The organism is Pseudomonas fungipugnans (assembly GCF_029955235.1).
In the GTDB taxonomy this organism is placed as follows: Bacteria; Pseudomonadota; Gammaproteobacteria; order Pseudomonadales; family Pseudomonadaceae; genus Aquipseudomonas; species Aquipseudomonas fungipugnans.
Genome location: NZ_JARBWL010000001.1, coordinates 1,664,725 through 1,686,265, shown reverse-complemented (window position 1 = coordinate 1,686,265; position 21,541 = coordinate 1,664,725). Strand labels below are relative to the sequence as shown.

Genomic DNA, 21,541 nt, shown 5'->3' with positions numbered 1-21,541 from the left:
GTGCAAGAGTTAATCGAGTCGGTAGGACAACTTTCGGCTAAGCAAAGAAAGGCTCTGGCGGTTCTGCTCAAGCAGAAAGGCGTCAACCTTTTTGACATTGCCCCGGTTTTCAAGCGCACGGCCGAAGAACCGTTGTTGCTGTCCTACGCTCAACAGCGCCAGTGGTTTCTCTGGCAATGGGCGCCGCACAGCGCGGCCTACAACATCCCCACGGCCCTGCGTTTGCAGGGGCCGCTGGATGTGTCCGCGCTGCAACGCAGCGTCCAGGCGCTGATCGAACGTCACGAAACCTTGCGCACGGTGTTCACTCAGGAAGCCGGCCAACCCTTGCAAGTGGTCCTGCCCGCAGGGCCCTTTGCCCTTGATACCCATCAACTGAGCCCGGAACAGGCGAATAACCCGGATGCGGCCATCCAGGCCTTCGTCCAGACCCAGAGCCAGAAGACTTTCGATTTGCAGCACGGCCCGCTGTTGCGCGCCGCCTTGCTGCAAGTCACCGCCAATGACCATGTGCTGGTGCTGACCCTGCACCACATCGTCTCGGACGGCTGGTCGTTACAGGTCATGATCGAGGAACTGGTGCAGCTCTACGCCGGTTTCAACCTCGGGCACGACGCCGGCCTGCCGGCCCTGGCCATTCAATACGCCGACTACGCGCTGTGGCAGCGCCAGTGGATGGAGGCCGGCGAGCAAGCGCGGCAACTGGCCTATTGGCAGGAAAAACTCGGTGGCGAACAGCCGGTGCTGGAGCTGCCGATGGACCGCGCCCGCAGCGTCGACCAGAGTTTCGCCGGCGCCAGTCATAACCTGATTCTTGATTCGGCGCTGAGCAACGGCCTCAAGGCCTTCGCCCGTCAGGAGAACGTCACGCTGTTCGTGCTGTTGCTGGCGTCGTTCCAGGCGCTGCTGCACCGCTACAGCGGCCAGGCCGACATTCGCGTCGGCGTGCCGGTGGCCAACCGTGGCCGGGTGGAAATCGAGCGATTGATCGGTTTCTTCGTCAACACCCAGGTGCTCAAGGCCGACGTGGACGGCCAGGGCCGCTTTGTCGATCTGCTGCGCCAGGTCAAGCAAACGGCGCAGGAAGCCCAGGCGCATCAGGACCTGCCGTTCGAGCAACTGGTCGAAGCGCTGGAGCCGGGCCGCAGCCTGAGCCACAGCCCGTTGTTCCAGGTGATGTTCAACCACACGGCGGAACGTCGGGCCAGCGTCGAAACCCGTCTCAACGGGCTGCACATCGAACCCCTCGAATGGCAGAGCCAGACCGCGCAATTCGACCTGGTGCTCAACACCACCGAGCAGGCCCATGGCGTCGAAGCGGTGCTCAAGTACGCCACCGACCTGTTTGACACGGCGACCATCGAACGCCTGGCTCAGGACTGGACCCAGCTGTTGCAGGGCATTGTCCAGGACCCGACCCAGCGCATCGGGCAATTGCCGATGCTCGACAGCGCCCGGCAACAACAGTTGCTGGCACAGTGGAACCCGGCGCGGGTCGAACACCCGGTCAGCCAGTGCGTCCATCAGGCCATCGAAGCCCAGGCCGCACGTCACCCGGACGCGGTGGCCGTGGTGTTTGGCGAGGAGCGCCTGAGCTACGCCGAGCTGAACCGCAAGGCCAACCGGTGGGCGCATCAGCTGATTGCCCAGGGCGTCGGCCCGGATGTGCGGGTCGGGGTGTCGGTCGAGCGTTCGCTGGACATGATCGTCGCCATTGTCGCCGTGCTGAAGGCCGGCGGTGCCTACGTGCCGCTGGACCCGAGCTACCCGGACGATCGCCTGAGCTACATGATCGAGGACAGCGGCATCGAATTGCTGCTGACCCAGGGTCAGCTGTTGGCGCAGTTGCCGATTCCGCCGGGGCTGGTCTGCCTGGACCTGAACCAGCCGCCAGCGGGCAGCGACGCCAACCCGCTGTGCCTGACCACGCCGGACAGCCTGGCCTACGTCATCTACACCTCCGGTTCCACCGGCAAACCCAAGGGCGCGTTGCTGCCGCACAGCAATGTCATCCGCCTGTTCAGCGCCACCGATCACTGGTTCGGTTTTGGCCCTGACGACAGCTGGACCCTGTTCCATTCCTATGCCTTCGATTTCTCGGTCTGGGAAATTTTCGGTGCGCTGTTGTATGGCGGCAAACTGGTGGTGGTGCCGCATGACGTCAGCCGTTCGCCGGAAGATTTCTATACCTTGCTGTGCGATGAAAACGTCACGGTGCTGAACCAGACGCCGTCGGCGTTCAAGCCGCTGGTGCAAGTGGCCAGCGCCTCGGCGCGCAACAACAACCTGCGTTACGTGGTGTTCGGCGGCGAAGCGCTGGAAGTGCAGAGCCTGCGCCCGTGGTTCGAGCGTTTTGGCGACCGTGCACCGACCCTGGTCAACATGTACGGCATCACCGAAACCACGGTGCACGTCACTTATCGCCCGCTGTCCATGGCGGACTTGCAGCACAGCCACAGCAGCCCAATTGGCGAGCCGATTGTCGACCTGTCGTGGTACTTGCTCGACGGCGCGCTGAACCTGGTGCCCCAGGGCTGCATTGGTGAGCTGTACATTGCCGGCGCCGGTCTGGCCCGGGGTTACCTGAATCAGGCGGGCATGACCGCCACCCGTTTCGTACCCGATCCGTTCAACGCACACAGTGGCGAACGCCTGTACCGCACCGGCGACCTGGCGCGGCTGCGCGGCGACGGGGTGATCGAGTACATCGGCCGGATCGACCATCAGGTGAAGATCCGCGGCTTCCGTATCGAGCTGGGCGAAATCGAAACCCAACTGCTCAAATTCCCGGCGGTGCGCGAAGCGGTGGTGCTGGCGGTCGAGGGGCTCAGCGGTCAGCAGCTGGCGGCGTGGATCGTGCCGAACCAGACGCTGGAGGCCGACGCTCACGCAGCCCTGCGCGATGCGATCAAGGCGCACCTGCGCGAGTCCCTGCCGGACTACATGGTGCCGGTCAGCTGGGCATTCCTCGAGCGCCTGCCGCTGACGGCCAACGGCAAACTGGACCGCAAGCAACTGCCGCAGCCGGACGTGATCTCGGTGCAGGAAGTGTATGCGGCGCCGCGCAGCGAACTGGAGCAGCGTCTGGCCGACATCTGGCAGGACGTGTTGAAAGTCGAGCGCGTCGGCCTCAATGACAACTTCTTCGAGCTGGGCGGTGATTCGATCATTTCGATTCAGGTGGTCAGCCGGGCGCGTCAGGCGGGCATCCGCTTCTCGCCCAAGGACATCTTCCAGCACCAGACCGTGCAACGCCTGGCCACCGTCGCGCAACAGAGTGACGCGGTGCTGGCGATGCAGGGCGATGTGCTGGGCGCGGCGGTATTGACGGCGATCCAGCAGTACTTTTTCGGTAACGCCATCCCCGAGCGTCAGCACTGGAACCAGTCGATCCTGCTGACCCCGGCCGAGCCTCTGCACGCGGCGCCGCTCGAACAGGCGCTGCTGCACCTGCACCGTCATCACGATGCCTTGCGCCTGCGCTACCGTGAAACCGAAGGCGGCTGGACCCAGCAACATGCCGCTGTCGATCAGCCGCAGTCGTTGTTGCGCAGCGTCACCCTGGCGGACAGCGAAGCCTTGCCGGCGCTGTGCCTGGAGCTGCAACGCAGCCTCGACCTGAATCACGGGCCGCTGATCCGCGCGCTGCTGGTCGAGCTGCCGGACGCCAGCCAGCGCCTGCTGCTGGTCATCCACCACCTGGTGGTGGACGGCGTGTCGTGGCGTATTTTGCTGGAAGACCTGCAGAGCGCCTATCAACAACTGAGCACAGGACAGCCCCTGCGCCTGCCGGCCAAGACCACCGCGTTCAAGGATTGGGGCGAGCGCCTGCAAGGCTATGCCCGCAGCGCCACGCTGGAGTCCGAGCTGGCTTACTGGCGCGAACAACTGGCCGTGGCGCCGGTCGAGCTGCCGCTGGATAACCCGCAGGGTCAACTGCAAAACCGCTTCGAGCGCAGCGTCGATACGCGCCTGGATGCCGAGCGCACCCGGCAACTGCTGCAACAGGCCCCGGCGGTCTATCGCACCCAGGTCAACGACCTGCTGCTGACCGCGCTGGCGCACGTGCTGTGCGACTGGACCGCCTCGGACAGCGCGCTGGTGCAACTCGAAGGACATGGCCGTGAAGACCTGTTCGACGACCTCGACCTGAGCCGCACCGTGGGCTGGTTCACCAGCATGTTCCCGGTGCGCCTCACCCCGCAAGCGAGCCTCGAAGGTTCGATCAAGGGCATCAAGGAACAACTGCGGGCGATCCCGAACAAGGGCATCGGCTTCGGCCTGCTGCGTTATCTGGGCAGCGCCGAATCGCAAGCGGCCCTGAGCGATCTGGCGCAACCGAAAGTCACCTTCAACTACCTCGGTCAGTTCGACAACAACTTCGACGAAGACGCCCTGTGGGTGCCGGCCACCGAAGACAAGGGCGCCGGCCAGGATGCACAGGCGCCGATGAGCAACTGGCTGACCATCGATGGCCGGGTGTATCAGGGCCAGTTGAGCCTGACCTGGACCTACAGTGGCGACGTCTTCGAAGAGGCGACCATCAACGCCTTGGCCCGTGCCTATGAAGTGGCGCTGGGCGAGCTGATCGATCACTGCCTGAACCACCCAAGCGGCGGCCTGACCCCGTCCGACGTGCCGCTGGCCGGTCTGTCCCAGGCGCATCTGGACAGCCTGCCGATGGCCGCACAACGGATCGAGGACATCTATCCGCTGGCGCCGATGCAGCAGGGCATTCTGTTCCACAGCCTCTACGACGCCGATGCCAGCGCCTACGTGTACCAGATGCTGCTGGACATCGACGGCCTCGACGTGCCGCGCTTCCAGCAAGCCTGGCAGCGCGTGGTGGACCGCCATGAAGTGCTGCGCGCCGGTTTCATCTGGGGCCGCGACGGTCTCGATGCACCGCTGCAAGTGATCAATCGTCAGCTGACCCTGGAAATGCCGGAAGTCGATGTGCGCGGCGAACCCGATCTGGCCGCCGCCCTTGAGACCCGTGCCCGGGCGGACCGTGAGCGCGGTTTCGATTTGCAGAACCCGCCGCTGCTGCGCCTGTGCCTGCTGCGCACAGCGGATGATCGGCATCGCCTGATCTTCACCTGCCACCACATTCTGATGGACGGCTGGAGCAACTCGCGGATGTTCGGCGAGGTGCTTCAAGACTACGCCGGGCACCCGGTGCCGAGTGCCCAGGGGCGTTATCGCGACTTCCTGGCCTGGCTGCAACGCCAGGACAAGGACGCCGCGCAAGCCTTCTGGCGCGGGCAACTGGCCGAGCTGACGGAGCCGACACGACTGGCGTCCGCCTGCCAGGGACAGACCGTGCCGGGACCGGGCAAGGGCATGCATCGCCTGCATTTCGATGCGGCGTTCACCCAGCGCCTCAACGGGTTTTCCCGCCAGCAACAAGTGACCCTCAACAGCCTGGTGCAAGCCGCCTGGCTGCTGGTGCTGCAACGTTACACCGGGCAGACCAGCGTCGCTTTTGGCGCCACGGTGTCCGGACGTCCGGTGGATTTGCCGGGCATCGAGCAACAGCTTGGGCTGTTCATCAACACCTTGCCGGTGATCGCCAGCCCGCCAGCCACCAGCAGCGTGCGCGACTGGGTGCGCAGCGTGCAGGACAAGAACCTGCTGCTGCGCGACTACGAGCAGACGCCGTTGCAAGATATCCAGCGCCTGGCCCAACTCAGTGGCGAAGCGCTGTTCGACACCCTGCTGGTGTTCGAAAACTACCCGGTCTCGGACGCGCTGGAAGCCAATCCGGGCGGCCTGCGCTTCAGTGGCCTGGAACACCGCGAGCAGACCAACTACGGCCTGACCCTGATCGCCGGCGCCAGCGACGTGTTGAACCTGGACTTCAACTACCTGACCGAACACTTCGCCGAGCGCAGCATTCTGGGCCTGGCGGCGCATCTGCAAGAAGTGCTGCGCCAGTTCCTTGAAGCACCGCAACGCCTGCTGGGTGACATCGGCCTGTTGTCGGCCACCGAGCTGCACACGCTGGCACAGTGGAACGAGCATCACGCCGTCTACCCCGCAGAACTATTGATTCAGCAGGGCTTTGAAGCGCAGGTGCAGACTCGCCCGCAAGCGCTGGCGCTGAGTCATGCCGGTGTCGCCCTGAGCTACGCCGAACTCAACCGCCGCGCCAACCAGCTGGCTCGCCGTCTGGTGACGCTGGGCGTCGGCGCGGAAGTGCGGGTGGGCGTGGCGATGCCGCGTTCGGCGGAGCTGGTGATTGCCCTGATGGCCGTGCTCAAGGCCGGTGGCACCTACGTGCCGCTGGATCCGGATTACCCGGCTGATCGCGTGGCCTACATGCTGGAAGACAGCCAGGCAAAAGTCCTGCTGACCCAGCAGGCGCTGCTCGCGCAATTGCCACAGACCGGTGTGCAGTTGCTGTTGGTCGAGGCAGGCGGTCTGGCCTTTGTCGAGTGTGCCGCCGACAACCTTGAACCGCGCGGTGATTCGGCCAACCTGGCGTACGTCATCTACACCTCCGGTTCCACCGGCAAACCCAAAGGCGTGGCCATCGCCCACCGCAACGTACAGGCGCTGATTCACTGGTCCCGCGAGGTCTATAGCGAAGACGACCTGCAAGGCGTGCTGGCCTCGACGTCGGTGTGCTTCGACCTGTCGGTGTGGGAGATTTTCGTCACCCTGGCCCGTGGCGGATCAATCGTCATGGCGCGCAATGCGCTGGAACTGCCGGACCTGCCGGAGCGCGATCAGGTGCGCCTGATCAACACCGTGCCGTCGGCCATCGCCGCGCTGCAACGCGCTGCACAGATTCCGCAGGGCGTGCGCATCATCAATCTGGCGGGTGAACCGCTCAAACAAAGCCTGGTGGACACGCTGTACCGCGAGACGTCGGTGGAGCATGTCTTCGACCTGTATGGGCCGTCGGAAGACACCACGTATTCGACCTGGACCCGCCGCGAAGCCGGTGGCCAGGCGAACATCGGCCGGCCACTGGTCAACACCACGGCGTACCTGCTCGACGCACAGCTGCAAGCGGCGCCCATTGGCGTCGCGGCCGAGCTGTACCTGGCCGGCGACGGCATCACCCGTGGCTACCTGTTCCGTCCGGGCCTGACCGCCGAGCGCTTCGTGCCCAACCCGTTGGCGAACAACGGTGAGCGCATGTACCGCACCGGCGACCTGACGCGCCTGGGCGACGACGGCCGGATCGAATACGTCGGGCGCATCGACCATCAGGTCAAGGTCCGTGGTTTCCGTATCGAACTGGGTGAAATCGAAGCGCGGCTGCTGGCCAATGCCAGCGTGCGCGAAGGCGTGGTGCTGGCGGTGGATGGCCACAGCGGTCAACAGTTGGTGGCCTATGTGGTGCCAACCCAGGCCGACTTGAGCCCGCAGGCACAGGACGATCTGAGCGAAGCGCTGAAGGCCGCGCTCAAGGCGCACCTGCCCGATTACATGGTGCCGGCGCAGTGGCTGTTCCTCGATCACTTGCCGCTGACCCCTAACGGCAAACTCGACCGCAAGGCCCTGCCGACCCCCGACGCCAACGCGGCGCAACGCGATTACGTGGCACCGCGCACGGCGCTGGAACAGCAACTGGTGCAGGTCTGGCAAGACATTCTGAAAATCGAACGGGTCGGTATCAGCGACAACTTCTTCACCCTGGGCGGCGATTCGATCATCTCCATCCAGGTGGTCAGTCGGGCGCGTCAGGCGGGCATTCGCTTCACGCCCAAAGACCTGTTCCAGCAACAGACCATTGAAGGTCTGGCCACGGTGGTGTCTTTCGATCCGGCGCTGCTGGCGGCCGATCAAGGCGCCGTGACCGGCAGCACGCCGTTGTTGGCGCTGCAACAGTGGTATCTGGAGGCACCGGCCGCACAACGTCCGGGCAACCATTCGGTGTTGCTCGAACCGCTGGCGGCGCTGACGCCGGAGCTTGTTGAACAGGCTTTGCAAGCGTTGCTGCAGCAGCACGACAGCCTGCGCCTGAGCTTCGCCGACGGCGTTGCTCACTATCGCGAAGCGGCTGGCGCGATGTTCCGTCAGCAGCGCGTGAGCGACTTCGCACAACTGCAAATTTTCGCCGAACAGGCGCAAAACCAGCTGGATGCCGAGCAAGGCCCGCTGCTCGGCGCGGTGTTGTTCGAACTGCCTGAAGGCGAGCAACGCTTGCTGGTGGTTGCTCACTGGCTGGCGGTGGACAGCGTTTCCTGGTCGCTGCTGTTGCAGGACTTGCAGCGTGCCTGCCAGCAACTGCAAGCCGGTGACACGGTGAAATTCGCGGCCAAGACCACCGCGTTCAAACGCTGGAGCGAACAACTGCTGGAGCATGGCCGCAGCGATGCGCTGCTGGTGCAGTGGCCGTTCTGGCAGGCGCAACTGAGTGGCGATGCAATTGAGCTGCCGCTGGATCAGCCGCAAGGTCAATCCGCGGCGGTCACGCTGGTCGAAGCGCTCGATCAGACCGCGACTCACAAACTGATTGCGCAAGCACCCGCCGCTTACCGCACCGAATTCAATGAGCTGTTGCTGACGGCACTGGCGCGGGTGATCTCGCGCTGGAGTGGTCAGGCGTCAACCCTGGTCGAGCTTGAGGCAGACGGTCGACACGCGCTGGGCGAGGCGCTGGACCTGAGCCGCACCGTCGGCGGTTTCCGTCATCGTTACCCGGTGCGTTTGACCGGCGGCGAGCGGCTGGCCGATTCGATCAAGCAGATCAAGGAGCAACTGCGTGCGGTGCCGGATCAGGGCATCGGCTATGGCCTGTTGCGCGAGCGTCTGCAAGGGCAGGGCGCGCGCATCGGTTTCACATTCCACGACAGCGTCGATGTGGTCGGCGATAGCGTGTTCGTGGCCGGCGCTGCAACCCCGGCGCAACATTCTTCCAGTCACTGGCTGAGCCTGGATGCACAGCTGCGCGACGGCGAGTTGCAGGTGCACTGGTCGTTCAACCGGCAGCAGTTCAACACCGCGACCATCCAGCGTCTGGCGCAGGAATACGTGCAGGAACTGGGCGCATTGGTCGAGCATTGCTGCCTGCCGGACAGCCGTGGCCTGACGCCGTCGGACTTCCCGCTGGCGGGCCTCGATCAGGCGCAACTCGATGCACTGCCGGTGCCGGCGGGCGACATCGAAGACATCTACCCGCTGTCGCCGATGCAGGAAGGCATGCTGTTCCACACCCTGTCGGATAACGGCAGCAGCCTGTACGTGCAGCAGGTCAGCCTGCCGGTCAAAGGGCTGGATGTGGAGCGTTTCCGTGGTGCCTGGGACTTCATCATCGAGCGCCAGGCCATTCTGCGCACCAGCTTCCATTGGCAGGACGGGCTGGCCAAACCGTTGCAGATCGTCCAGCACCGCGCCGCGTTGCAGATGCAGGTACTCGATTGGCGCGAGCGCGAGGTCAGCGAAGCACAGATCGCCGAGTTCGCCACCGAAGACCGTGCGCTGGGGTTCGACCTGGCTCAGGCGCGTCTGCAACGAGTGACCTTGCTGCGCCTCAGCGACGAGCAGTTCCAGATGATCTGGACCAGCCACCACATCCTGATGGACGGCTGGAGCAGTTCGCGTTTGTTCGGCGAAGTGTTGCAGTACTACGGCACCGGTCAGGTCAATGGCGAGAACGGCCGTTATCGCGACTTCATCGCCTGGCTGCAAGCGCAGGATCAGGACGCCCAGGAGCTGTTCTGGAAAGCCCGCCTGGCCTCGGTCAACGAGCCGACGGCGCTGAGCCAGGCCATGCATCCGCGTCATTCGGTGGATGTGGCCGGGCACGATGCGATCTATTCGAACTGGGACAAATCGCAGACCGCACGCTTGCAGCAGTTCTGCCGCGACCTGCGCATCACCCCCAACACCTTGATCCAGGGCGCGTGGCTATTGCTGTTGCAGCGTTACACCGGCCAGCGCACCGTCACGTTCGGCGCCACCGTGTCCGGGCGTCCCGAGAGCTTGCCGAATGTCGGCAACATGCTCGGGCTGTTCATCAACACCTTGCCGATCATCCAGACGCCGGAGCCGGATCAGCGGCTGGCTGACTGGCTGAATCAGGTGCAGGCCTACAACCTGGACATTCGCGACTATTCACAGGCGCCGCTGGCGGATGTGCAACGCTGGTCGAATCTGGGCGGGCAGGGGCTGTTCGACAGCATCGTGGTGTTCGAGAACTTCCCGATCGATGACCGCTTGCAGGAAGAAAATGACACCGAGCTGACCTTCGGCAAGTCCATCGGCCATGGTGTGACCAACGTGCCGATGGACCTGGCGGTGATGCTCGGTGACGAGTTGTCCATCGAATACCTGTACCTGCGCAGCCACTTCAGCGCCGAGGCGGTGCAAGGCATTCGCCAGACGATGGAGAACACCCTTGAGGCGATGATGAGCGCGCCGTACGAACGCCTGGGCAACCTGCAGCGTTTGTCGGGCGAGCAATGGCAGGCGATGCAGGCCTGGAGCGCGGCGCCGGCCGCCGAGCATCAGGCGACCCTGTTGCCGCAGCTGATCAGCCAGCACGCCGTGAACCAGCCCGAGGCGATTGCCTTGCAATGCGCCGGGTTGAGCCTGAGCTATGCCGAACTCGAACAACGCGCCAATCGCCTGGCCCACTGCCTGATCGCCCATGGCGCCGGGCCGGAAGTGGTCATCGGCGTCGCGCTGCCGCGTTCGCTGGAAATGGTCGTCAGCTTCCTCGCGGTGCTCAAGAGCGGTGCGGCTTACGTGCCACTGGACATCGATTATCCGCCGGAGCGTCTGGCGTACATGATCGAGGATTCGGGCATGGCGCTGCTGCTGACTCAAAGCAGCCTGCGTGCCACGCTGCCGGCCCCCGAAGGCCTGCTGCGCCTGGAAATCGATCACCTCGACGAAGCGCTTTACCCCGACCACGCGCCGGTTTGCCGGGTGCAGGAGCAGGGGCTGGCGTATCTGGTCTACACCTCCGGTTCCACCGGTCGGCCAAAAGGCGTCGCGGTCACTCAGGGGCCGTTGAGCATGCACTGTCAGGCCATCGCCAAGCTGTATGAGATGGACAGCAGCAGCTGCGAACTGCACTTCATGTCGTTCGCCTTCGACGGCGCCCATGAACGCTGGTTGAGCACGCTGTACAGCGGCGCTCGCCTGGTGATTCGCGACGGTTGCCTGTGGACCCCGGAGCAGACGTACGAGGCCCTGCACCAGTACGGCATCACCATCGCCTGCTTCCCGCCGGCCTACCTCAAGCAGCTGGCTGAATACGCCGCAGCGAGTGGCATCGCGCCGCCGCCAGTGCGCATCTACTGCTTCGGTGGCGATGCGGTGCCGGACCAGACATTCGAGCAGGTCAAGGCGGCGCTGCGGCCCGAGTTTTTCACCAACGGCTATGGCCCGACCGAAACCGTGGTCACGCCGATGCTGTGGAAAGTGCCGGTCAGCCAGCACTGCGAAGCGGCTTACGCGCCCATCGGCCGTGCGGTCGGCGCCCGTTCGCTGTACGTTCTGGACGAAGACCTGAACCCGCTGCCACCGGGCTTTTCCGGCGAGTTGTACATTGGCGGCTACGGCATCGCCCGTGGTTATCACCGTCGCCCGGACCTGACCGCCGAACGCTTTGTGCCCAACCCGTTTACCCCGGGCGAACGGCTGTATCGCTCCGGCGACCTGGTGCGGCTGCGCCCTGATGGCGTGGTCGACTATGTCGGGCGTATCGACCATCAGGTCAAGGTGCGCGGCTTCCGTATCGAGCTGGGTGAAGTCGAGGCCAGCCTGCGGCAACTGGATCAGGTCAGCGATGCGCTGGTGATCGCCCGTGACAACGCCAGCGGCAAACAGCTGATCGGCTACGTGGTCACCGAAGGCGGACAGGAGCTGGGCGACGCGCTCAAGGCCGGTCTGCGGACAACGCTGCCGGAGTACATGGTGCCGGCGCAGATTGTCTGCCTCGACGCTTTCCCGGTCACGCCCAACGGTAAACTGGACCGCAAGGCGCTGCCGGAACCGGAGTTCAAAAGCGAAGAATACGTCGCGCCACGCAATCAGCAGGAACAGCTGTTGGCCGAGATCTGGGCGCAGGTGTTGCAGGTGGAACAGGTCGGGATCACCGACAATTTCTTCGAACTGGGCGGCGACTCGATCCTCAGCCTGCAAGTGATTTCCCGGGTCCGCAACCACCCGACGCTGAACATGGAACTCAAGTTGCGCGATTTGATGCGCTTGCAGACGATTGCCGGCCTTGTCGAGCAGGACGTGGCCAAGCCGGACTCGCAGCCGCCGCGGGTGGATGTCACTCAGGTGGCCAGCGAAGGGCTGTTCAACTTGCTGCCGATTCAGGAGTGGTTCTTCGCCGAGGGCATGGCCGAGCCGCACCATTACAACCAGTCGCTGCTGCTGAGTGCGCGCCAGACCCTGGACCTGGATGCACTGGAGCGGGCGCTGGGCTGGATCGAAAAACATCACGATTCGCTGCGCCTGCGCTTCTGTCAGGAAGGCGGACGCTGGTGGCAGGGTTATGCCACCCCGAGCGACAACCGCGAGCCGCTGCTGTGGCGGCGCGAGGCGCAGGACAGTGAGCAGGTGGAAGCCCTGGCCAACCTGACCCAGCGCAGCCTCAAGCTCGACGACGGGCCGGCCTGGCGGGTGGTGCACATCGCCTTGCCGGATGGCGCGGCGCGGTTGCTGGTGGTCATTCACCACTTGGTGGTGGACACGGTGTCGTGGCGAATTCTGCTCGACGACCTGAAGGTGGCGTACGAGGCGTGCGTCATGGGCCTTGAGCCGCAACTGCCGATCCGCACCAGCAGCTACCGGGCATTTGCCGAAGCGTTACAGGCGCAGGCGCCGGTGATTGCCGAGCAGGAACTGGGCTACTGGCTGGAGCAACTGGATCAGCCGGGCGTCGATCTGCCGTGCGACAACCTGCGTGGCAAGAATCAGGTTCGGCAACAGGCGCAGGCACGACTGAAGTTGTCCCGCGAGCACACCGAGCAGTTGCTCAAACAGGCGCCGGCGGTCTATCGCACGCAGATCAACGATCTGCTGCTGACCGCACTCAGCCGTGCGCTGTGCCGCTGGAGCGAGCAGCCTTCGGCGCTGATTCTGCTGGAAGGCCATGGTCGTGAAGACCTGTTCGAAAGCATCGACCTGAGCCGCAGCCTGGGCTGGTTCACCAGCATGTTCCCGGTGCGCCTGAACCCTGGCGAGGACATCGGTGCGTCGATCCTCAAGGTCCAGTCGCAGCTGGCGGCGGTGCCGCAGAAGGGCATCGGCTATGGCGTGCTGCGTCATCTGGCCGGCAAGCCATTGGCCCGACAACTGGCGGACCTGCCGCAGGCGCGGGTGACGTTCAACTACCTGGGGCAGTTCGACCAGAGCTTCGACGAGCAAGCCCTGCTGGTGCCGGCACTGGAGGAAACCGGTGACAACTACAGCCTGAAGGCGAACCTGGGCAACTGGCTGGAAATCGTCGGCCAGGTCTATGACGGTCAACTGGCGCTGCGTTGCATCTACAGCACCCAGCGCTATCGGGCCCAGACCCTGGACGGCTTCATGCAGGGCTACCAGCAGGAACTCGAAGCGTTGATCGAGCATTGCATGGCGCGGCTGTAACCGAAACCCATGTGGGAGCGGGCTTGCCCGCGATTGGGCCAGTACATTCAATATTGATTTTGTCTGTCACTGCGCAATCGCGGGCAAGCCCGCTCCCACATTGGGAATAGCGCCGCGTTCTCCACTTTGTTGAAACAAGGACTCTATCGAATGTCGTTACACCCTGATCTGGAAGCCTTCCTCGACCTGGCCCAAGACAGCCAGGACGCGGGCCTGCCGGCGATGCACCAACTGACGCCGGCCCAGGCCCGGGACACCTTTGAACAGACCACCGCGCAACTGCGCTGGGACGCGCCGCAGGACATCGATGTGCTGCAGGTCAGCACCTCGGCCCGTGACGGCGCGCCGCTGGCCTTGCGTCTGTTTCGCCCGCATGGCGCAAGCGCACCGATGCCGGTGCTGGTGTACTTCCATGGCGGCGGTTTTGTGGTGGGTAGCCTGGATTCCCACGATGGCGTCTGCCGTGAGTTCTGCCGCCGCACGCCGTGTGCGGTGTTGTCCGTCGGTTATCGGCTGGCGCCAGAGCACCGCTTCCCGACGGCCCTGGAGGATGGCGAGGACGCCTTGTCCTGGCTGGCCGAACACGCCCGCTCGCTGGACCTGGACATTGCCCGCGTCGCCTTCGGCGGCGACAGTGCCGGGGCCACACTGGCCACCGTATTGGCGTTGCAGGCGGTGGTGCAGCCGCAGACCGTGGCCATTGTGCCCAAGGCCCAGCTGCTGTGTTACCCGGTCACTGATGCGTCGCGCACCCATGATTCGCGGGTGTTGTTCGGTGAGGGTTATCTACTGGAAAACGAAACGCTGGACTGGTTCTACCAGCACTACGCCCGCACCCCGCAAGACTGTCTGGACTGGCGCTTCTCGCCCCTGCTGGCCGAGGATCTGCGCGGCGTTGCACCTGCGATTGTGCTCCTGGCCGGCCTCGACCCGCTGCTGGACGAAGGCCAGGCCTACGTCGACAAACTGCGCGAGCAGGGCGTGAGTGTCGAACTCGAACATTGCTCGGGGCTGACCCATGACCTGCTGCGCATGGCCTCGGTGATGCCGGATGTGCTGGCCGTGCATGAACGCTTGAGCCGGGCGTTGAGTCTGCATTTGGGTTGAGCACTGGGGAAGGTGGGCGATCAGAAAATTTCGCATATTCCAAAGGCTGACCCACACTCTGTGGCGAGGGGATAAATCCCCTCGCCACAGGTTTCGCGTTGCCGCACTTTTTCCCGCAGGGTCTTTGCGTAAAAAAGCCGCGCTAAATGCGCGGCTTTCTTTTTTTCAGTGCAATCAGAAGTCGGCCTTCACCGACATCACGAAGTTGCGCGGGTCACCGTAGAAGTTGCCGAAGCCTTCGGTGCCGATGGTGGTGTAGTAGCGTTTGTCGAACAGGTTGTTGCCGTTGAGCGCCACCGACCAGGTGTCGTCGATGCGGTAGCCGATGCGGCCGTTCCAGATGGCATAGCCGGACTGGGTGATGTTTTTGTTGCTGGTCGGCGAGGTGCGGTAGTTGTCGCTCTGGGCGTTGACGCCGGCACCGACGGTGAAGCGCTCCAGCGGGCCGCTCAGGCTGTAGTCGCCCCATACGCGCAGCAGATGACGCGGTACGTAGGAGTTGTACGACAGGCCATCCTGGGTCGGGCTGGCGTCTTCGAGGATCTTGGTCTGGGTGTAGGTGTAGCCGGCCAGCAGTTGCAGGCGATCAATGACTTCACCGCTGACTTCCGCTTCGAAGCCCTGGGCGCGGACTTTGCCCGAGTTGATCGAGCAACTGCTGTCCTCGCAACGAGGGTCATCCTGGGCCGCGTCTTTCTGGATGGTGCGGAACAGGTTGAAGGAGCTGTTCAGACGACCGTTGAACCACTCGCCCTTGATCCCCAGCTCGTAGCTCTGGCCAATCAGTGGCTTGAGGGTCGAGCCATCGAAGGTCTTGTAGCCGCCTTGCGGGGTGAAGATGTCCGAGTAGCTGGTGTACGCCGTCAGGTTGTCGTTGATGTCGTACAGCAGGCCGGCGAACGGCGTGACCTGGCCGGTTTCCGTGGACGAAGAATGGTTTGGCGTGCCTTCGCCCTTGTAGTACTGCACCTCGTCAGTCTGGGATTTGTACCAGCTGACGCGGCTGCCCAGCACGAAGGTCAGCGGGTCGGCGAGTTTCAGGCGGGCGGTGGAGTAGACGCCGTATTGCAAAATGCTGGTGTCCACCGGGCCGCCACGGGACGCATTGGCCAGGTAGTAGCTGTCGTCGGGCTTGGGAATGTGGTGATCAGGATCGAGCACGTTCTGGCGCTGGGGCAGGGCGGCCACGGCGTAGAAGTCGTCCTTGCGCGAGCGACTGGCGTTGGCACCGACCGTCAGCTCGTGTTGCTGGCCGAAGGCGTCGAACTTGCCGTCGACATAGGCATCGAGGCCATAGTCGACCTGATCGTAATCATAGATGCTGCCCAGCATCAGGGTGCTGGAGCTGGTGGCGCCGACCGGCACCGAACCGCTCGGGAAGGCGTATTCCATGTCCTGGGTGTTGCGCGAATAAACCCCGGCCACTTTCAGTGCCCAATCGTCGTTGAGCTGTTGTTTCAGGTCTGCGTAATACGTGGCGCGTTTGCTGCGCTGGGTGTTCCACGAGGTGTTCAGGCAGGTCGAGCGCTTGAGGTGCAGGTCGCTGCCATCGGCGTAGCGCGGCAGGCCGCCCCAGCACGGGGTGGCGGCGAGGTCTTCGTAGGCGATGCCCAGACCCAGGGTGGTGTCGGGGCTGAGGTCGAAGTCCAGGGCGCCGTAGTAGATCTGGTCCTTGCGGCTGGCGACGTCATAGAAGTACTGACGGGTCTGCTGGGTCACCACGGCCCGGCCACGGATGGTGCCGGCGTCGTTCAGCGGACCGCCGGTGTCGACCTGGGCGCGATAGTTGTCCCAGGTGCCGGCGGACAACGACAGTTCAGTGTGTGCAGTGTCCTGACCGCGCTTGCGCACGAAGTTGACGCCACCGGCCGTGCCGCCCGCGCCCTTCATCATGCCGGCCGCGCCGCGCAGGATTTCCACGCGATCATAAATCGCCATGTCGCTGTTGAAGCTGTCGGCCTGTACGTAGCTGCTGCCGATGTCCAGCGGCACGCCGTCGTACTGATACTGGCCGGTCATGCGGAAACCGCGCGAATAGAAATACTTGCCGCCCATGGGCGAATCGTAAACGGTGATGCCCGGGGTCTTTTCCATGACCTGTTCGATGGTGTTCAGGTTCTGGTCATCGAGCATTTTGCGGGTCATTACCGTGACCGATTGCGGGGTTTCCTTGAGTGAGTGCACTCCCTTGCCAATGGTCACACCGCCCGTGGTGTAGGAGTTGCTGCCCTCGGTGGTCGCTGTCAGCTGCTGCCCGGTCACGCTGGTCGGTGCCAGCTCCAGCGCGTCGCCCGAAGCCGGCGCCAGCAGGGTCACGGTATTGCCGTCACGCTGATGGCGAATGCCGGTGCCCTTGAGCAGGGCGTTGAGCGCGGCGTCTTCATCGAAGCGACCGTTGAGCGCGCCGGAGCGCAGGTTCTGGATGGTCTCGGGGCTGTAGATGACTTGCAGGCTGGTCTGCTGACCGAGGGTTTGCAGCGCTTGGCCCAATGGCTGGGCCGGGATGTTCAAGCTCCATTCCTGAGCCTGTACATAGGGTGTCACGGCCATGGTCAACGCCAGGCCGAGGCCGGTGGTGGCCAGTCGCGTGCGGGTGGCGCCGTGCATCAGCAAGGCTCGAGTCAGAGGGCGGAGCATGAAGCGGGATGCGGACATGAGGTTAAGACCTTGGCAGGTATAGTTGTTAATGGTTCTTATTCATCTCATTAAGACGAGGAAGCCGCGGTAAACCGGAAAACTATTTTTCCGATCAGGCCGCGGCTTCGTCGATCAGGCCGGTTGCAGTTCGCTTTTGACCTTGCCGGCCTCCATGCGCACCAGTTGATCGGCCACGTCGAAGTAACGGTCATCGTGGGAGATCACGATGATGGTCTTGCCCAGGCGCTTGAGGTCGGGCAACAGCTCGGTGTAGAAAATCCGGCGGAAGGTCGGGTCCTGATCGGCCGCCCATTCATCGAACACCAGCACCGGGCGCTCTTCGAGCCAGGCGTTGACCAGTGCCAGGCGCTTGCGCTGGCCGGTGGACAGGTCGGTGGTGCTGAAGGCGCCGTCGCGCACGCTGACCTTGTGCGCGATTTCCAGGCGTTCGAGGTAACGGGTCGCGTCCTGCGGCACCTGCTGGTCACCCTGGATCAGGTCATCGAACAGGTAGTAGTCGGCAAACACCGTGGTGAAATGCTGCCGGTAATCGTCGCGGTTGAGGGCGGTGATCGGCTGGCCGTTGACGCGAATCTCGCCCTCGGTCGGCGAATAAAGCCCCAGCAGCAGCTTGATCAGGGTGGTCTTGCCGCAGCCGTTCTCGCCGACAATGAACACGATGTCGCCCTGGGCGATTTTCAGGTTCACCGGGCCTAGGCGGAACGGCTCGCTGCCTTCCACGGCCGGGAAGGCGTAGCGCACGTTGCTCAGTTCCAGACTGTGCACCGGGCCGGGTTTGCTGCCTTGATCTTCCAGCAACAGGTGCGGCTCCGGCGACGAAAACTGCTCGCTCAATTCGGCAATGCGGCGGAAGGCAATCTGCGCGCGGCTGATGATCGGCAAGGTGCTGACCAGATGCTCCAGCGGCCCTTTCATATACAGCAGCACCAGCACAAAACCGCTCATCACCGCCTTGTCGGAGCTGGGCCAGAACGACTGCAGGGCCAGCGCCAGGCCAATGACCACAAAGAACAGCATCGAGCCGAACGACTTGGCGATCACAAAGGTGTTGATCGAACGGATCTGCGTGTCGCAGATTTTCTCGGCGGTCTTCTGAATACCGGAAACGAACATGCGCTGACGGCGCGGGCGATGAATGCGCAGTTCCTTGGCACCTTCGGCAATCGCGTTGTAGTGCTTTTGCAGTTCGTCTTCGCAGTCGCGCGCCGCGTAGAAACCGCGCATGCCCTTGGCCCGGGCAATCGCCTGGATGGTGGTGCCGATGGCGATGGCCACCAGCATCATCAGGAACATCGGCCACGACAGCATGGCCAGATAACCGAGGCAACCGAGGGTCACGGTCAGGGAAATGGCCAGTGGTGCAAAGGCGAAGGCGAAGTCGCTGATGGTGTCGACGTCGTGGGTCAGCACCGGGATCAAGCGGTGACTGCGGTAGCGTTCGATCTGGTCGATTGGCGCCGACAGCACTTTCTCCCCCAGTTCCTTGCGCAGCCTGGCGATGATGTGTTGGCCGACGTAGTTGGTGCCGATGTCGGACAGGATCGAGGTCAGCAGCGCCACCACGCACAGGCCGGCGAAGATCATGACCACGGTGCGGGTCAGGCCGTCGGCCGAGTGCAGGGCATTGTTGATGGTCGCCAGCAACACGGTGACGCTCAGGCCGCCGATCATGCCGAGCATGATGGACACCGAGACGATCAGGCGGAAGGGCTTGAGCAGGGCGAACAATTCGTTGATCGCCCCACGCGTTGGCTTGGTCATGGAGGATTCCTGCTTCGATGCGGAGGGAGTGCTTTAAAGAAAACGAACGATTGCCGACTTTCTTTAAACGACCGCAGACAGGTCTGCGGTCGTGAGGGGCGGGATCAGAGGTCGCGCACTACGCGAAAGCCCAGCCAGTCGCCTTTGCTGGTTGGCCAGCTGCTGTTGCGATTGCCGGAACGGGAGAACACCGGGGCTTCACCCCAGTCGTTGCCGCGCATTACCTGACGTTCACAGTTGGCCTGCACCCACGAACTGCCGTCTGTCGGCACGCCGGAATAATCTTTGTGGTAACAGTCGGCGGTCCACTCATAGACGTTGCCGTGCATGTCGTACACACCAAAAGCGTTGGGCGGGAAAGTGCCTGCCGGGGAGGTGAAGTTGTAGCCGTCGGCAGCGCCATAAGTGTTGGCGTGTTTGGAAATCTGGTACTCGCTGCCTTCATCGAACGGGAACGGGAAGGCGCCGGTGCTGCCACCACGGGCGGCGTATTCGCGGATCGATTCGCTTTGCAGGCGATAGGCCTGACCGGTTTTCTTCGACAGCCAGTCAATGTAGCCCTGGGCTTCGGCCACGTTCATGCACACCGCCGGGTCCCGTGGGGTTTGCGCGAAGCTCGGCTTGCCCGCGGTGCAACGACGGCCCGGTCGGTCGTCGAAATCGTAGGGCTTGTTGCCGGTTTCACGGACATACGCGTCCCATTCGCTGACCAATACCTGGAAGCGGCTGATGGCAAAGGGTTTGGTGAAGGTCACTTGGTGACGCGGGCCTTCATCCGGCTCGCGTCCGACTTCATCCTCCGGTGTGCCCATGGTGTAGCTGCCGGTCGGCAGCACCACCATTTCCGGGCAGTCCTTGCAGTCCTTGAACACCTTGCCGGGCACTGGCGGGGTGGCCGCCTGCGCGACGCCGGGCACCAGGCTGGCGAGCAGGGCCGTCAGGGCAATGGCCGACAAGGCCTTGAGTGAAGATGACATGAGGGGCTTTTTCATAAGTCGTCTCTGGTAAGGGAAACTGTGCTTCGCAAAGAGAGGCGGGCGCTGGCCCCCCCTGTGGAAGTTAGGCAAAGGTGCGACGGTCACTCAGGGTTTGGCAGCTTTCTGCACCTGTTCCCAGACCCGCAGGAAGTTGCCGCCCCAGAGCTTGGCGATGTCCGCTTCGGAGTAGCCGCGCTGAAGCAGTTCGGCAGTCACGTTGCGCACTTCGCTGACGTTCTCCCAGCCCTTGATGCCGCCGCCGTCGTTGAAATCCGAGGCGATGCCGACGTGGTCGATGCCGATCTTGCGCACGGTGTAGTCGATGGCATCGCCCAGGTCCTTGAGCGTCGCCTTGGGTTCTTCTTCAAGGATCGCGTACAGGCCGCTGGCGTACTGACCGAGTTTGTGTTCGGACCAGGCGGTGATGATCGGGTCGCCGGGCATCAGCGCCATGGCCAGATTCGGCAGCGGCGGCAGGTCGAAGCGTGCGCGCAGGGCATTGAGTTTGTCCTGGGTGCCCTGGGTCAGCGGTTTGAGGTACTGCGAAAAACCGACCACCTGCACCACGCCGCCGCTGTTCTTGATCAGCTGCAATTCCTTGTCGCTGAGGTTGCGCGGGATGTCCACCGACGCGCGGGGCGCCGAGTGCGAGGCGACCATCGGCGTGCGGCTCAGTTGCGCCACTTGCTCCAGGCCCTTGGTCGACATCTGCGACACGTCGATGATCACGCCCAGGTCGTTGAGCCGTTGCACGGCCTGTTTACCGATGTCCGAGAGACCGTCGAGGGCGTCGGGCGAATCATTGAAGAACGGCAGCGGCCGCGAAGAATCGGCCCAGCTGTTGTTGCCGATGTAGCTGAAGCCGAACATGCGCATGCCGCGAGCGGCCCACAGGTCCAGTTTGTTCAGGTCGTTGCCCAGCGGGTAGGCGTTGAGCATGCTGATGAAAATCGCGAATTTGCCTTCACCGTGCAGGCGCCGGAAGTCGTCCGGGGTGTAGGCGATGCCGACCTGATTGGGGAAATCGCGCACCAGTCCGGAGATGATCTTGTAGCGCACCTCCTGCTGATTGCGTGCCTCTTCGACGAAGCCTTCGGTAGGGCGGTGCGGCGCGTTCGGGCCGTTCCACATTTCCGGCCAGCCGAACACGGTCAGGGCCGCGCCGGACAGGCGTCCGCGATTGGCCTTGATCAGGTCGAACTGCCCGGCGCCGTCCTTGTCCGCCTCGTTGCCGTGGGCGCCGAAGCTCAGCGGCACGGTGATGTGGCTGTCGAAGGAGAGGATCCGGTCCTGCAACTCGGTGGCCTGTTTCATCACCTTGACCGGGTAGCCGGGGTTGTTCCGAAACCAGTAGTCCCAGGCCAGGAAGCCGGCGCCGGCACCGATGGCCAGGGCCAGTGGCAGGCCGATGTACAAAGCCTTTTTCGAACGCGTTTTTGTCATTGCCGTCTCAGTCAGGTTCGCCGTCGAGG

Annotated in this window: 6 protein-coding genes; 2 read left to right on the top strand and 4 right to left on the bottom strand. The window is 63.6% G+C overall.

Features of this window, described 5'->3' with window-relative positions; all coding sequences use genetic code 11:
* Positions 1-13,566: a non-ribosomal peptide synthase/polyketide synthase gene (locus tag POF45_RS06540; RefSeq protein WP_282315381.1), complete on the top strand. Its 13,566-nt coding sequence runs from the start codon at positions 1-3 to the stop codon at positions 13,564-13,566.
* A gap of 150 nt (positions 13,567-13,716) precedes the next feature.
* Entirely contained in the window at positions 13,717-14,673 is a 957-nt protein-coding gene (locus tag POF45_RS06535; protein ID WP_282315380.1) for an alpha/beta hydrolase, read from the top strand.
* Positions 14,674-14,847: 174 nt separating this feature from the next.
* Here POF45_RS06535 and POF45_RS06530 read toward each other — a convergent pair whose 3' ends face one another.
* The 4 genes from POF45_RS06530 to pvdM form a co-directional block, all read right to left on the bottom strand.
* Positions 14,848-17,328: a TonB-dependent siderophore receptor gene (locus POF45_RS06530; protein ID WP_282315379.1), complete on the bottom strand. Its 2,481-nt coding sequence runs from the start codon at positions 17,326-17,328 to the stop codon at positions 14,848-14,850.
* Positions 17,329-17,442: 114 nt separating this feature from the next.
* Positions 17,443-19,092 carry a cyclic peptide export ABC transporter gene (locus POF45_RS06525; protein WP_259495272.1) on the bottom strand — a complete coding sequence of 550 codons (1,650 nt, stop codon included), beginning with the start codon at positions 19,090-19,092 and terminating at the stop codon, positions 17,443-17,445.
* A gap of 104 nt (positions 19,093-19,196) precedes the next feature.
* A complete protein-coding gene (gene pvdO, locus POF45_RS06520; RefSeq protein ID WP_259495271.1) occupies positions 19,197-20,084 on the bottom strand; it encodes a dihydropyoverdine dehydrogenase in 888 nt (295 codons plus the stop codon).
* Between the two features lie 90 nt (positions 20,085-20,174).
* Positions 20,175-21,512: a pyoverdine-tailoring dipeptidase-like protein PvdM gene (pvdM, locus tag POF45_RS06515; RefSeq protein WP_259495269.1), complete on the bottom strand. Its 1,338-nt coding sequence runs from the start codon at positions 21,510-21,512 to the stop codon at positions 20,175-20,177.
* Between the last annotated feature and the right edge of the window lie 29 nt (positions 21,513-21,541).

Coding starts and splice junctions, on each gene's coding strand:
- pvdM (WP_259495269.1), bottom strand. CDS start 21,512: ATGACAAAAACGCGTTCGAAAAAGGCTTTGTACATCGGCCTGCCACTG.
- POF45_RS06525 (WP_259495272.1), bottom strand. CDS start 19,092: ATGACCAAGCCAACGCGTGGGGCGATCAACGAATTGTTCGCCCTGCTC.
- POF45_RS06535 (WP_282315380.1), top strand. CDS start 13,717: ATGTCGTTACACCCTGATCTGGAAGCCTTCCTCGACCTGGCCCAAGAC.
- pvdO (WP_259495271.1), bottom strand. CDS start 20,084: ATGAAAAAGCCCCTCATGTCATCTTCACTCAAGGCCTTGTCGGCCATT.
- POF45_RS06530 (WP_282315379.1), bottom strand. CDS start 17,328: ATGTCCGCATCCCGCTTCATGCTCCGCCCTCTGACTCGAGCCTTGCTG.